This is a genomic window from Ornithinimicrobium flavum (assembly GCF_004526345.1).
GTDB classification, from domain to species: domain Bacteria; phylum Actinomycetota; class Actinomycetes; order Actinomycetales; family Dermatophilaceae; genus Ornithinicoccus; species Ornithinicoccus flavus.
Map to the genome: position 1 here is coordinate 811,042 of NZ_CP038213.1, position 13,516 is coordinate 824,557.

General features: G+C 74.0%; 13 protein-coding genes. 12 read left to right on the forward strand and 1 reads right to left on the reverse strand.

The annotated features are described in order from the left end of the window. Positions 1-12 precede the first annotated feature (12 nt). Together E3Z34_RS03760 and E3Z34_RS03765 are read left to right on the forward strand one after the other, a co-directional pair. Positions 13-588, forward strand: a complete 576-nt coding sequence (locus E3Z34_RS03760) for a hypothetical protein (protein ID WP_194092434.1) — start codon at positions 13-15, stop codon at positions 586-588. Beyond that, positions 585-1,385, forward strand: a complete 801-nt coding sequence (locus E3Z34_RS03765; protein WP_134772522.1) for an enoyl-CoA hydratase/isomerase family protein — start codon at positions 585-587, stop codon at positions 1,383-1,385. Before E3Z34_RS03760 ends, E3Z34_RS03765 begins: the two co-directional genes overlap by 4 nt. A 214-nt stretch (positions 1,386-1,599) precedes the next feature. Here the strand turns inward: E3Z34_RS03765 and E3Z34_RS03770 are convergent, their stop codons facing one another. Beyond that, a complete protein-coding gene (locus E3Z34_RS03770; RefSeq protein ID WP_134772523.1) occupies positions 1,600-2,607 on the reverse strand; it encodes a type IV toxin-antitoxin system AbiEi family antitoxin domain-containing protein in 1,008 nt (335 codons plus the stop codon). Between the two features lie 216 nt (positions 2,608-2,823). On the opposite strand from E3Z34_RS03770, the gene E3Z34_RS03775 reads away from it, so the two are divergent. The 10 genes from E3Z34_RS03775 (at position 2,824) to ligA (ending at position 13,409) form a co-directional block, all read left to right on the forward strand. After that, positions 2,824-3,180: a PadR family transcriptional regulator gene (locus E3Z34_RS03775; protein WP_134772524.1), complete on the forward strand. Its 357-nt coding sequence runs from the start codon at positions 2,824-2,826 to the stop codon at positions 3,178-3,180. A gap of 1 nt (position 3,181) precedes the next feature. Beyond that, a complete protein-coding gene (locus E3Z34_RS03780) occupies positions 3,182-3,949 on the forward strand; it encodes a hypothetical protein (protein WP_134772525.1) in 768 nt (255 codons plus the stop codon). 122 nt (positions 3,950-4,071) lie between these two features. Then, on the forward strand, positions 4,072-4,851 hold the full coding sequence (locus E3Z34_RS03785; protein ID WP_134774727.1) for an electron transfer flavoprotein subunit beta/FixA family protein: 780 nt from the start codon (positions 4,072-4,074) through the stop codon (positions 4,849-4,851). A 32-nt stretch (positions 4,852-4,883) separates the two neighbouring features. After that, entirely contained in the window at positions 4,884-5,849 is a 966-nt protein-coding gene (locus E3Z34_RS03790; RefSeq protein ID WP_134772526.1) for an electron transfer flavoprotein subunit alpha/FixB family protein, read from the forward strand. A gap of 32 nt (positions 5,850-5,881) precedes the next feature. Beyond that, on the forward strand, positions 5,882-7,090 hold the full coding sequence (locus E3Z34_RS03795; protein WP_134772527.1) for a cysteine desulfurase family protein: 1,209 nt from the start codon (positions 5,882-5,884) through the stop codon (positions 7,088-7,090). Next, complete coding sequence (mnmA, locus tag E3Z34_RS03800) at positions 7,090-8,205, forward strand: tRNA 2-thiouridine(34) synthase MnmA (RefSeq protein WP_134772528.1); 1,116 nt, start codon at positions 7,090-7,092, stop codon at positions 8,203-8,205. Before E3Z34_RS03795 ends, mnmA begins: the two co-directional genes overlap by 1 nt. A gap of 10 nt (positions 8,206-8,215) precedes the next feature. Continuing rightward, a complete protein-coding gene (locus tag E3Z34_RS03805; RefSeq protein WP_134772529.1) occupies positions 8,216-9,034 on the forward strand; it encodes a hypothetical protein in 819 nt (272 codons plus the stop codon). A gap of 9 nt (positions 9,035-9,043) precedes the next feature. Then, positions 9,044-10,123 (forward strand): uroporphyrinogen decarboxylase/cobalamine-independent methonine synthase family protein, encoded by a 1,080-nt coding sequence (locus E3Z34_RS03810; protein ID WP_134772530.1) that lies wholly within the window; start codon positions 9,044-9,046, stop codon positions 10,121-10,123. Beyond that, positions 10,120-11,154, forward strand: coding sequence for a DMT family transporter (locus E3Z34_RS03815; RefSeq protein WP_134772531.1), 1,035 nt, complete (start codon positions 10,120-10,122; stop codon positions 11,152-11,154). The genes E3Z34_RS03810 and E3Z34_RS03815 overlap by 4 nt, the downstream gene beginning before the upstream one ends. After that, the gene (gene ligA / locus E3Z34_RS03820; protein WP_134772532.1) at positions 11,151-13,409 is read left to right on the forward strand and encodes an NAD-dependent DNA ligase LigA; all 2,259 of its coding nucleotides are present in this window, start codon (positions 11,151-11,153) and stop codon (positions 13,407-13,409) included. Before E3Z34_RS03815 ends, ligA begins: the two co-directional genes overlap by 4 nt. The last annotated feature ends 107 nt before the right edge of the window (positions 13,410-13,516 follow it).

Here is a 13,516-nt window from a genome sequence, read left to right on the forward strand (position 1 = left end):
TACGTTGGGGGCATGACCGATCCGACCTCCCTGCCCAACTTCCCCCCGCCGCCGCAGGACCGCCCGCTCACGGGCCGCGTGCTCGACGCGCTGCAGGACCTCACCTTCTCCCCGAACCTCGACAGCCAGGGCGACATCGCCTTCGAGGTCCAGGGACAGCGGTTGTTCGTGAAGATCATCACCGGTGAGCAGTTCGACATCATGCGCGTCTTCGGGCAGTGGCAGATCGCCGAGACGGTGCCGGACGACATGACCACCCGGCTCAACGGGTGCAACGACGTCACCCTCGGGGTCAACCTGGTCAAGGCGGGCATCGCCAACAACAACCTCGTCCTGGCCGTCGAGCAGATCGTGGCCCGGCAGGAGGCCCCCAAGGGCAAGGTCCAGGTTGCGACCGGCCTCATCCTGCAGGCGCTGCAGCTGTGGCACCGCAACGTCATCGCCAAGTCCCAGGTCGAGCGCGGCCTGCAGCCGGACCTGCCTCCGGACGCCCCCGAGGGCACCGAGGTCGGACCCTGGCTGTCCGTCGGCACCCAGGGCGGGACGGGCACGACCGAGGGTGGGTCGGGCCAGGCGGGGCAGCAGTGAGCCGCACGGTGGGGACGGCCAGCGAGTTCGTCCGGGTGGAGATCGACGCGAGCGTCGCGACGATCCGCATCGACCGGCCGAAGATGAACCCGCTGTCCATCGAGGTGCAGGACGCGCTCGGCGAGGCCGCCCGGATCGTGGGCGCCGACGACGAGGTGGCCGCCGTCATCCTCTACGGCGGGGACAAGGTCTTCGCCGCGGGTGCGGACATCAAGGAGATGCAGCGCATGACCTACACCGACATGGTGCAGCGTGCCCCGCTCATCCAGGGGGCCTTCACCGAGGTCGCCCGCATCCCCAAGCCGGTCATCGCCGCCATCGAGGGCTACGCGCTCGGGGCCGGCAACGAGCTGGCGCTGTGCGCCGACTTACGGGTCGCCGGCGACAACGCCAAGATCGGTCAGCCGGAGATCCTGCTGGGGGTCATCCCAGGCGCCGGAGGGACCCAGCGGCTCGCGCGCCTCGTGGGCGTCAGCAGGGCCAAGGACCTCGTGTACTCCGGCCGCATGGTCGACGCCGCCGAGGCGCTGGAGATGGGGATGGTGGACGAGGTCGTCCCCGCCGGCACGGTCTACGAGAAGGCCCAGGAGATGGCCGCCCGCTACGTCCACGGCCCGGCCTTCGCGCTCCGCGCCGCCAAGGAGGCCATCGACCGGGGTCTCGACGGGGACCTGGAGACCGGCCTGGCCATCGAGGCCATGCAGTTCGCCGGCGTCTTCGCCACCCGGGACCGCGAGATCGGGATGACCTCCTTCGTCGAGCACGGTCCGGGCAAGGCGGCCTTCGAAGGTCGCTGACGGCACGGCATACCGCACGTCATCGCACGTCATCCAGGGAAGGGGCGCAGCCGACCGGCTGAGCCCCTTCCCGCGTCGAGCCCGCCCGCCCGCCTCCGAAGCGTCGTAGTGCACGCGATACGCCCTCGCCCGGCGTGCATGACGTGCAGAGCGTTGTCTGTCGCGGGGTCGGGGTGCAGCGCGACCGTCGGGCCAGCCTCAGGCAACGTCCTCCTCAGCCTGAGAACGCTGCTCGCTCCTCCGCCCGGGCGATCGCGGCGAGGATCCGGCGGCGCAGCAGACCGGGCCGGGCGAGGTCGGACCATCTGATGCGTACCACCTCGTAGCCCAGCTCCCGGATCCGGTCCTCCCTGTCCTTCTCGGCGAGCAGGTCCGCGTGGTCGAGGTACTTCCCGGCGCCGTCGAACTCAAGGACGACCATCCACCGGTCCAGCCTCAGATCGGTGCGCGCCACGAAGACGTGGCCGTCCCGGACGGTGAACTGCGGGGTGCAGGGGCCGAGTCCGAGCAGGTGGATCAACCACCGGGAGCGGCTCTCCCCCACCGACTCGCTGCGCCCGTCGGCCAGCTCGACGACCTGACGCACGACCGCGCTCGACGGGAAGTGCTCGGCCCGGGCGGCCTCCACCGCCGCGAGCGCCGCGGTCGTGCTCGGGCCGTCCGGCCGTCCGACCTCCGCCAGGTCGCGCTGCCGGGCCTGGTGGAGGACTCCGTCCAGGGCGACGATCCCGGCCTCGGCGCCGGAATTCGCCGCCACCTGCAGCGCGGCCAGCTCTGGCGCGACCGCCCGCATACCGTCCACCTCGATCACCCACCTCGGGTCCACGGCCGAGTGCACCCAGATCGTCCGGTCGCGTCGACCCCGGCCACCGTCCGTCCTGGACAGGTGGACGAGGTCGTCGACGCCGAGACACGCAAGCCCGTGGACCAGCAGTGCGCTCTCGTGGGAGAGCGCATGACCCCAGCCCTCTTCCGGCAGCCCGGGCGCCGACGGGGCGAGGCTCAGCCCGACCGCCCGGGTGAGCAGGGCGCGCCTGTCCCACGGGGTGATGCCGGCGAGCGCCTCCCCGAGGACGAGCACGCCCCGGCGCACCCGCACCAGGTCGCCCCGGGCCACCATCGCGTCGACCGTGCGCCGGGAGAACCCCGCGGCACGGACCTGCCGACTGCTCGCCACCCCGCCCTGCGCCCCCAGCAACGTCCTGATCCCCTCCACCGACATGCGTCGAGTCTGCCGTTCCGCGCATCCCGGTGCGCAGAGTTATCCCCAGGCCGGCCGGGCTCAGGGCACCAGACCCGCGACGGACAACGCAACGCACGTCATGCACGTCTGTAGGAGGCGTATTGCGTGCATTGCGACGCATCGGAGGCGGAGGCGGAGGCGGAGGCGCACGCTCACTAGTTGACTTCTCTGACTAGTCAGTTTTACGATCTAGTCATGAACACAGAACAGTGGCCGAGCGAGTGGCTGCGCGGCGTGCTGGGGGTGTGCGTGCTGCGCATCCTGCTCGACGGGCCCAGCTACGGCTACGCCATCACCCAGCGCCTCCTCGAGGCGGGTCTGGGCACGGTCAAGGGGGGCACCCTCTACCCGCTGCTCGGTCGTCTCGAGGAGGCCGGCCACGTCGAGGTCGAGTGGCGCCCCGGCGACGGAGGCCCCGGCCGCAAGTACTACGCCCTCACCGGGCAGGGACGCTCCGAGGCCGTCGCGCAGGCTGCGCGCTGGGCCGACTTCACCACCATCACCCGCAGCCTCACCGACGAGGCCTGCACGCAGACCGTAGGAAGGACCTAAGATGAACACCACCAGCAAGAGGGCCACCGGCCAGGGGATCCTGGGCGACCCGGGGGCCATCGCGCCCAGCGTCGACAAGGCGTGGCGCGACGACTTCATCATCGAGCTCCGGCTGCTGTCGGTGCCCGGCCCGAGCATCGGTGACGCCCTCATGACCGTGGAGACGCACGTGTCCGAGTCGGGGGAGAGCGCCCAGGACGCGTTCGGCGAGCCGAGGGCCTACGCCCGGGAGATCGCCCCCAGCGCCGGGGCCGGTCGGATCCGGGGGATCACCGGGTGGACCGTCGTGGGCAACATCGCCGGCCTGGTCGGGATGCTGGCGGCGGTCCGGGCGATGACCGGGTGGCTGGAGGGAGGACCCATCCAGCTCACCGTCGGGGACGGGGTCGTGCTGCTCCTCCTGCTGCTGCTCGTCACCGCCGTGCTCCGGTGGGCCTCGACGCTGCTCCGGTTCGTCGTGGAGCACAGGGTGGCCGTCGCGGTGCTGGCGCCCCTGCTGCTCATCGGCGGCTTCGTCGGTGTGCTCATGCTGCTGCGCCAGGAATGGGTGGAGGTGGGCGTCCTGCCCGTCGCCCTCGCCGCCGTGGTGCTGCTGGGGCTCAGCGTGGTGGCCGCCTGGATCGACACCCCGGCCGACGGGGACGAGATCGTCGCGCCGGAGCAGGGCCCGCGGCCCAGGACGGCCGCCCGTCTCGGGCCCGCGCTGATCCTCCCGGTCATGACGCTGCTGCTCCTGGGGCTCACCTGGGGCCTGCACTCCCTCGCCTGACGGGCCGGGGCCGGGCCCGCCCCCCGCCCGACCGGCGGGGGGCGGGTCCCGTCTTTGTGCCGACGTGCCCGGGTGACAAGATGACCTCAGACCCACACCCCAACCACGAGGACGTGACACGAGTGAACATCGTCGTCTGTGTGAAGTACGTGCCGGACGCCCAGGGCGACCGCACCTTCGAGGCCGACCACACCACCGACCGGGAGGCCGTCGACGGACTGCTCTCCGAGCTGGACGAGTATGCCGTGGAGGAGGCGCTGAAGATCGTCGAGGCCGGGGACGGTGAGGTCACGGTCCTCACCATGGGCCCGGACGACGCCGTCGCGGCGGTCAAGAAGAGCCTGCAGATGGGCGCCGACAAGGGGGTGCACGTCCTGGACGAGGCCATCGCCGGGTCGGACGCGGCCGCGACCAGCCTCGTGCTGGCGGAGGCCGTCCGCAAGATCGGTGACGTGGACCTCGTCCTCACCGGCCTCGCGTCCACCGACGGCTCGATGTCGGTGGTGCCGGCGATGCTGGCCGAGCGACTGGGCCTGCCCCAGGTGACCTTCGCCTCCGAGCTGACCGTGGAGGGCGGCACGGTGCGCATCCGCCGCGACAACGAGGCCTACTCCGAGACGGTCGAGTCGAGCCTGCCGGCCGTGGTGTCGGTGACCGACCAGATCAACGAGCCGCGCTACCCCTCCTTCAAGGGGATCATGGCGGCGAAGAAGAAGCCCGTCGAGACCTGGTCGCTGGCCGACCTGGGGGTGGACGCCTCCCAGGTCGGGCTGGGCGCCGCCTGGACCGAGGTCGTCGACGCGACCGCCCGCCCGCCGCGGGCCGCCGGCGAGGTCGTGACCGACGAGGGCGACGGCGGCGGCAAGCTGGCCGAGTTCCTGGCCTCCCGCCGGTTCGCCTGACCGACCACGACATACCGAAGGAGCAGAGAAACATGAGCGACGTTCTTGTCCTGGTCGACCACGTCGACGGTGAGGTCCGCAGGTCGACCTTCGAGATGCTGACCGCGGCGGCCCGGCTCGGTGAGCCGGTCGCCGTCTGGGTGGGGGAGGCCGACGCGGCCCAGGCCGCGGCCGAATCCCTGGGCCGTCACGGCGCGACCGCCGTCCTGGTCGCGGGTGGACCGGCCCTGACCGACCACCTGGTCGCCCCCACCGCCGAGCTGCTCGCCGAGCTGGTGTCCGCCCGGACCCCGGCCGCGGTCCTGGTGGCCTCGACCAACGACGGCAAGGAGATCGCCGGCCGGCTGGCCGTCAAGACCTCCTCCGGCCTGATCACCGACGCCGTCGACGTCACCGCCGGCGACGGTGGCGTGCAGACGACCCAGTCGGTCTTCGCCGGCAACTGGACCGTCGTGGCCCGCGTCACCCAGGGCACCCCGGTCATCACGGTGAAGCCCAACAGCATCAGCGCGCAGGAGTCCGGCGGGGCAGCTCCCGCGGTCGAGACGGTGGACTTCACCCCGTCCGAGGCCGCGACCGCCGCCCGGATCACCCAGCGCGCGGCCAAGGAGTCCACGGGTCGGCCCTCGCTCACCGAGGCCGCGATCGTCGTGTCCGGCGGCCGTGGGACGGCGGGCGACTTCGGCCCCGTCGAGGCCTTCGCCGACTCCCTCGGCGCCGCTGTCGGAGCCTCGCGCGCCGCCGTCGACGCGGGGTGGTACCCGCACTCCCACCAGGTGGGTCAGACGGGCGTGCAGGTCTCCCCGCAGCTCTACGTCGCCGCGGGCATCTCCGGGGCGATCCAGCACCGGGCGGGCATGCAGACCTCCAAGACGATCGTGGCGGTCAACAAGGACCCGGAGGCCCCGATCTTCGAGCTGGTCGACTACGGCATCGTCGGCGACCTGTTCACCGTCCTGCCGCAGGCCACCGACGCGGTCAACCAGCGCAAGGGCTGACCGCGCAGGGCGGTCACCTACCCTGGGGGACGATGCCCTCGACCGTCTATCTAGACCACGCCGCCACGACCTCGGTCCTTCCAGAGGTCGTGGCGGCCGTCGCCGCGACCCTGGGGCAGGTGGGGAACGCCTCGTCCACGCACGGGCCGGGTCGGCAGGCCCGGAGCACGGTCGAGGGTGCGCGGGAGGACATCGCCGACGCCCTGGGGGTCCATCCCTCGGAGGTCGTCTTCACCTCCGGCGGCACCGAGTCCGACAACATCGCCGTCACCGGCACCTTCCTGGCCCGCCGGGCGGCGGACCCGCGGAAGACGCGGGTCGTGACCACGCCGGTCGAGCACCACGCCGTGCTCGACCAGGTCGACCACCTCGTGGCCGAGCAGGGCGCCGCGGTCACCTGGGTCGAGCCGGACGAGACGGGGGTGATCACCCCGGAGGCCCTGCAGGACGCCCTGGCGCAGGGGTCCGGCCCGGACGACGTGGCGGTCGCCTCGGTCATGTGGGCCAACAACGAGATCGGCACCGTGCAGGACGTCCCCCGCCTGGCCGAGGTATGCCGTGCCGCCGGGGTCCCGCTGCACACCGACGCGGTGCAGGCGCTGAGTCAGGTTGAGCTCCCCCTCTCCGGCCTGGGCACCGGCGCGACGCCGGACCTGGTCGCCCTGACGGGGCACAAGGTCGGCGGACCCGTCGGCAACGGCCTGCTGCTCGCGGCACGTGGTCAGTCGCCCGTCCCGGTCCTGCGGGGCGGCGGCCAGGAGCGGGGCCTGCGGCCCGGCACCCTGGACGTCGCCGGGATCGCCGGCCTAGCCTTGGCCGTCCGCCACGCCGTCACCGACCTGGCCCGGCATGCCGCGCGCGTCGGCGCCCTGCGGGACCGGCTCCTTGCCGGGGCGCTGCGCACCGACCCGTCCCTGCGGGTGAGCGGGCCGTGGCGACCGGGGGACCTGACCGGCCGGCTCCCGGGCAACGCCCACCTGCAGGTGCCCGGCGCCGACAGCGACTCCCTCCTCTACCTGCTCGACGCCGCGGGGGTGGCCTGCTCCGCCGGCTCGGCCTGCACGGCGGGGGTGACCCGCCCGAGCCACGTCCTGCTCGCCTGCGGCGTCCCGGAGGACCTGGCCCGCGGCGCCCTCCGGCTCACGCTCGGGCGGACGTCCACCGAGGCGGACGTCGACGCCTTCCTCGCCGTGCTGCCGCAGGTCCTGGACCGGGCCCGGCGCGCGAGGGCGGCCTCCTGATGCGCGTCGTCGCCGCCATGAGCGGAGGGGTGGACTCCGCCGTCGCCGCCGCCCGGATGCTCGACGCCGGTCACGAGGTCGTGGGGGTCCACCTCGCGCTGGCCCGGTCGGCGGCCACCCTGCGCGAGAGCGCCCGCGGCTGCTGCACCCTCGAGGACGCCGGAGACGCGCGCAGGGTCGCCGACCGGCTCGGCATCCCGTTCTACGTCTGGGACATGGCCGAGCGGTTCCAGCAGGACGTGATCGAGGACTTCGTCGCGGAGTACGCCGCGGGTCGCACCCCCAACCCCTGCCTGCGCTGCAACGAGAAGATCAAGTTCTCCGCGCTCCTCGACAAGGCGCTGGCCCTCGGCTTCGACGCGGTGGCCACCGGTCACTACGCCCAGGTGGTCGAGGTCGCCGATCCCGCTGCGCCGCAGGGGATCCGGCGTGAGCTGCACCGGGCAGTCGACCCGGCCAAGGACCAGTCCTACGTGCTGGGGGTGCTGGACGCCGACCAGCTCGCCCGGGCCTTCTTCCCGCTGGGGGACACCACCAAGACCCGGATCCGGGAGGAGGCGCGCGAGCGCGGCTTCGCGGTCGCGAGGAAGCCGGACAGCCACGACATCTGTTTCATCCCCGACGGGGACACCCGCGGCTGGCTCGCGGAGCGGCTCGGCGCGCAAATCGGCCCGGTGGTGGACGAGCACGGCGAGGTCCTGGGTCAGCACGGCGGGGCGCACGGCTACACCGTCGGCCAGCGCCGCGGCCTGGGGCTGAAGGTCCCGCCCGCGGACGGCAGCAAGCGCTACGTCCTGTCCACCGACACCCGCACCAACACCGTCGTCGTCGGTCCCGAGGAGCTCCTCGGGGTGGACACGATCCTGGCCGACCACGTGCGCTGGTGCGGCCCCGCCCCCTCCGGCGAGGTCCGGGTGGGGGCCCAGGTTCGGGCCCACGGCCAGGAGTATGCGGCGACCGCCCGCGTCGTCGCGGACGGCATACCCGGGAAGGGTCTGGAGGTGCACCTGGACGAGCGGATCCGCGGGGTCGCCCCCGGCCAGTCGGTCGTGCTCTACGACGGCACGCGGGTGCTGGGCTCGGGCACCATCGCCCGCGCCTCTCGCCGCACGTGACGACCGCCCCGTGACCGGGGACGGGGGTGCGGCCCTCGGGCTGCTGTCGGGGGTCGCCGCGGCGGTGCTCTTCGGTCTCGCGGCCGTCGTCCAGGCCAGGGCCGTGCGTGACGACTCCGCCCGCCTCACCGGGCTGCTGCCCTTCGTCCGGTGGGCCGTGGGTCGTCCGTGGATGCTGGCGGTGGTCGTCGCCTACCTGGCCGGGTTCGTGCTCCACGCGGTGGCGATCTGGCTGCTGCCGCTCTACCTCGCGCAGGCCAGCATCGCTCTGTCCCTGCCGGTGACGGCGCTGGCCTCCGCCCGGCTCGCGGAGGTGCTAGGCGGGTCGGGATGGCTCGGGATCGCGGCCGTCTCGGGCGGCCTGGTGCTGCTGGCGGCGGGGGCCGGCCCGGCCGGGGCGGTGGTGGCGGGCGCGGGCTTCGCGCTGGGGCTCGTGGTCGTGCTGCTGGCCCTGCTGGCGCTGGGTCTGCTGCTGCGCGGCGCCGGTCCGGTCCTGCTGGGGTGGCTCGCCGGTCTGGGGTATGCCGGGTCCGCCCTGGCGGTGCGGGGCGTGGAGCTGCCGCTGTCCCCGGCGGTCGCCGTCGCCGCGCTGGCGGTGCCCGGCTACGGGCTCCTGGGGTTCTGGCTCTATTCGCGGGCGCTGGACCGGGCCCTGGTCTCGACGGCCACCGCGCCGATGATCACCGCGCAGACCTTCCTGCCGGCGCTCGTGGGGGTGGCCTGGCTGGGGGACGGGGTCCGCCCGGGCTGGGGCGCGGCGATCGTCGTCGGGCTGCTGCTCGCGACCGGTGGCACGGCCCTGCTCCAACGCCGCACCCGGCGACCGTAGGGTGGCCCGGTGCCCCCCTCCGCGCGCGACCCCGACCCCACCGACCCCCGCGATCCTGCCGCCACCGGCTCCTCCTACGGGGTCGGCGCCACGGGGGTCGGCTCCTGGCCGGGCACCGACGTCCGGGAGGCCCTGCGGGTGGTGCGGGGCGAGCTGACGACGACGGTCCCCGAGGGCGTCGTGGGGGTGCCCTACCTGCCCGAGCTGCCGGCCCGGGGCCCCGGCGCCGACCTGCTGGGCCGGTCCGCCCACCTGCTCGTCGACCTGCCCGTCGACCTGCAGCCGCAGGGCTGGCGGCTCGTGGACCGGCCGGGTCGCGACCACGACCGCACCGGGGGGTGGTGGCGCCAGGACCTCGACGAGCTCGCCGAGGCCCTCGACGGCTACGACGGCCCGCTCAAGCTGCAGGTGGCGGGGCCGTGGACCCTGGCCGCCGGGGTGTGGCTGCCGCTGGGGGACCGGGTGCTGTCGGACCGCGGCGCCTCCCGGGACCTGGCCGCGTCGCTGGCCGAGGGGGCCGCGGGGCACGTGGCGGACGTGCGCCGCCTGGTGCCGGGGGCGTCGATGGTGCTGCAGCTCGACGAGCCGTCGTTGACGGCGGTCTCCCGGGGGCGGATCCGGTCGGAGTCCGGCTACTCGGTGCTGCGCACGCCCGAGCCGGCCGAGCTCGTGGGTGCGCTCGGCGCCGTCGTCGACGCGGCCCGGGGGGCGGGCGCCGCACAGGTCGTGGTCCACTCGTGCGCCTCCGACGTCCCGCTCGACCTGCTCCGGCGCGCGGGTGTCGACGCGGTGAGCCTGGACACCGGGCTCCTGGGTCGTCCGGGGTGGGAGGCCGTGGCCGGCCTGCTGGACGCCGGCGTCCGCCTGTGGGCCGGGGTGCTGCCCACCGACGAGCCGGGTGCGGCCGAGGCCGCCGTGGACCGGGTGCTCACCCCCTGGCGGGAGCTCGGGCTGCCGCTCGCGGACCTCACAGCCCTCATGGTCACGCCGTCCTGCGGCCTGGCGGGCTCGACGCCCGAGGCGGCCCGGGCCGTCACCGCGACGACGACGCAGGTGGCCGCCCGCCTGGCCGAGGCCGCGACGGGATGAGCACCCGGGGCGTGCCCGCCGCGGGGCGGGCGCCCGTCCCGTGGCAGGTCTGGTACCTCACCCTGGCCCTGGTCTGGGGGTCGAGCTACCTGCTCATCAAGGTCGGGCTGGAGGCGCTCAGCGGGGTGCAGGTGACCGCGCTGCGGATCGTGCTGGGAGCCGCCGTGCTGCTCGTCCTGGGCGCGCTGACGGGCACGCAGCTGCCGCGCGGGCGTCGCACCTGGGGGCACCTGCTCGTCACCGGCACCCTGCTCTGCTCCCTGCCCTGGACCCTCTTCGCGCTGGGGGAGCTGCGGGTGACCTCGGCGGTCGCCGGGATCGCGAACGCCACCACCCCGGTCGCCGCGGTGGTCGCGACGGCGCTCCTGCTGCCCGGGGAGCCTGTCGGTCGGCGGCGCCAGCTCGGGGTCGGGATCGGCTTTCTCGGCATCGTGCTCATCGCCCAGCCCTGGTCCCTGGAGCGCGGCCCCGACCCGGTGGGCCTGGCGATGGTCCTCGTCGCCTCGGCCAGCTACGGGATCGGGTGGACCTACGTGCGCCGGCACCTGCACGGGGTGGACCCCGGCGGTCTGTCGATGCCGGCGGCGCAGGTGCTCGTGGCGCTGGCCCAGGTGCCTCTGCTCCTGCTGGTCGACTGGTGGCTCCGCGGCTTCCCGTCCGGCGGGCCGCTGGTGCCGGCCGGCCCGGCGGCGTCCGTGGGCGGCTGGGCCCTGTGGGGGCCGGTGCTGGCGGTGGGCGCCCTCGGCGTGGTCGGCACCGGGCTCGCGCAGGCGATGCAGTATGCCGTCGTGCGGGCCGCGGGCCCGACGGTCGCCACGAGCGTGACCTACCCGATCGTCGTCGTCTCGGTGCTGCTCGGGGTGCTGCTGCTGGGCGAGCGCGTCGGGCCGCTGGTCCTGGTCGGTGCCGCGGTCGTCCTCGGGGGCTCCCTGCTCATCGGGACGGGGCGCCGGGCCGGCGGCACGGCGAGGCGGCGGCGGGTGCGGCATACCTCGGCGGTGTCGGAGGACCCTGCAAAGATGGGCGGGTGAACGCGAGCACCCCCACCGACCCGGTCGACGACGTGCCCGAGGAGGCCCGCCACCGGTGGGCCGAGCTCGCCGAGGAGATCCGCGGGCACCAGTTCGCCTACTACGTCAAGGACGCCCCGGTCGTCAGCGACGGGGAGTTCGACGCGCTGGTGCGGCAGCTGGAGGAGCTCGAGGAGGAGCACCCCGGGCTGCGGGTGCCGGACAGCCCGACCCAGGTGGTCGGGGGGAGCTTCTCCACCGACTTCACGGCCGTGGACCACCTGGAGCGGATGCTCAGCCTGGACAACGCCTTCTCCACCGAGGAGCTCGTGGCGTGGGCCGAGCGGGTCGAGCGTGACGTCGGCGGGGCTGAGGTCAGCTACCTGTGCGAGCTGAAGATCGACGGTCTCGCGGTCAACCTCCTCTACGAGCAGGGGCGTCTCGTCCGGGCCCTGACGCGCGGGGACGGACGGACCGGGGAGGACGTCACGCTCAACGTGCGCACGATCGAGGGGGTGCCGCTGCGGCTGCGGGCGCCCGAGGAGCAGCGGGCCGAGGGGGTCGTGGGGGAGGGAGGCGGCACCCACCTCGTCGAGGGCGCGGTCCTCGAGGAGGGGATGGGCACCACCGAGCCGGTCCCCGTGCCGCGGCTGGTCGAGGTGCGGGGTGAGGTCTACTTCCCGGTCGCGGCCTTCCAGGAGCTCAACGCGGGGCTCGTGGCGGCGGGCAGGGCGCCGTTCGCGAACCCCCGCAACACCGCGGCCGGGTCGCTGCGGCAGAAGGACCCGAGGGTCACCGCCTCCCGCGACCTGCGGATGATCGTGCACGGGATCGGGGCCCGGGAGGGTTTCGACGTCGTGCGCCAGTCGCAGGCCTATGAGCTGCTGGCCGCCTGGGGGCTGCCGGTGTCGGACCGGACCCGCGTGCTCGGCACGATCGAGGAGGTGTGCGACTACGTCACCGGATGGGGTGAGCGACGGCACTCGGTCGAGCACGAGATCGACGGGGTGGTCGTCAAGGTCGACGAGGTCGAGGTGCAGCGGCGGCTCGGGTCGACCTCCCGGGCACCCCGGTGGGCCATCGCCTACAAGTACCCGCCCGAGGAGGTGACCACCAAGCTGCTGGACATCCGCGTCGACGTGGGCCGCACCGGGCGGGTGACGCCGTGGGGCCTCATGGAGCCGGTGCAGGTGGCCGGGTCCACCGTGGAGCGCGCCACCCTGCACAACCAGTACGAGGTGGAGCGCAAGGGCGTCCTCATCGGGGACACCGTGGTGCTGCGCAAGGCCGGCGACGTCATCCCGGAGATCCTCGGGCCGGTGGTGGACCTGCGGGACGGCACCGAGACCCCCTTCGTCTTCCCGACCCGGTGCCCCGCCTGCGGCACCGAGCTGGTGCAGCAGAAGGAGGGGGACAAGGACTGGCGCTGCCCCAACGCGCGGGCGTGCCCGGCGCAGCTGCGCGAACGGCTGTCCTCCCTGGCCGGTCGAGGGGCCTTCGACATCGAGGCGCTCGGGGCCGAGGGGGTCAACGCCCTGCTCGACGCCGGGGTCATCACGGACGAGGGGGAGGTGTTCGGGCTGGCCCACGGCACACCGGACGACCCCCCCACTCCCGAGCAGGACCGGGCCGACCGCGCCCGTCTCGCGCGCGTGCCGCTCTTCACCCGAACCGCGAAGAAGACCGACGACGAGGACGATGTCATCGAGGGTCGGGTGCTCTCGGCCAACGGGCTCAAGCTGCTCGCGAACCTTCGCGCGGCGAAGGCCCAGCCGCTGTGGCGGGTCCTGGTGGCCCTGTCGATCCGGCACGTCGGCCCGACCGCGGCCCGGGCGCTGGCCACGGAGTTCGGCTCGATGGACGCGATCCGGGCGGCCGACGTCGAGCGCCTGGCCGCGACCGAGGGCGTCGGTGGGATCATCGCCGAGTCGGTCGTCGAGTGGTTCTCAGTCGACTGGCACCGGGAGATCGTCGAGCGGTGGGCCGCCGACGGGGTGCGGATGGCCGACGAGCGCGACGAGTCGGTGGAGCGCACCCTGGAGGGTCTGACGGTCGTGGTGACCGGGTCGCTCGAGGGCTTCAGCCGGGACGAGTCCAAGGAGGCGATCGTCTCCCGCGGGGGCAAGGCGTCCGGGTCGGTGTCGAGGAAGACCGACTACGTCGTCGTCGGCGCCAACGCCGGGTCCAAGGCCGCCAAGGCCGAGGAGCTGGGGGTGCCGGTTCTCGACGAGGCGCAGTTCGTCCAGCTGCTGGCGACGGGGTCGGTGACCGGCTGAGGTCCCCGGCGCGCACCAGGGGTCGGCTGCGCGTCGCAGCGGGGAGGCCCACCGAGCCGGCACGGGTCCCCGTCGGTGTCGTGATCGTGCCGGGTCGGGGGCACACT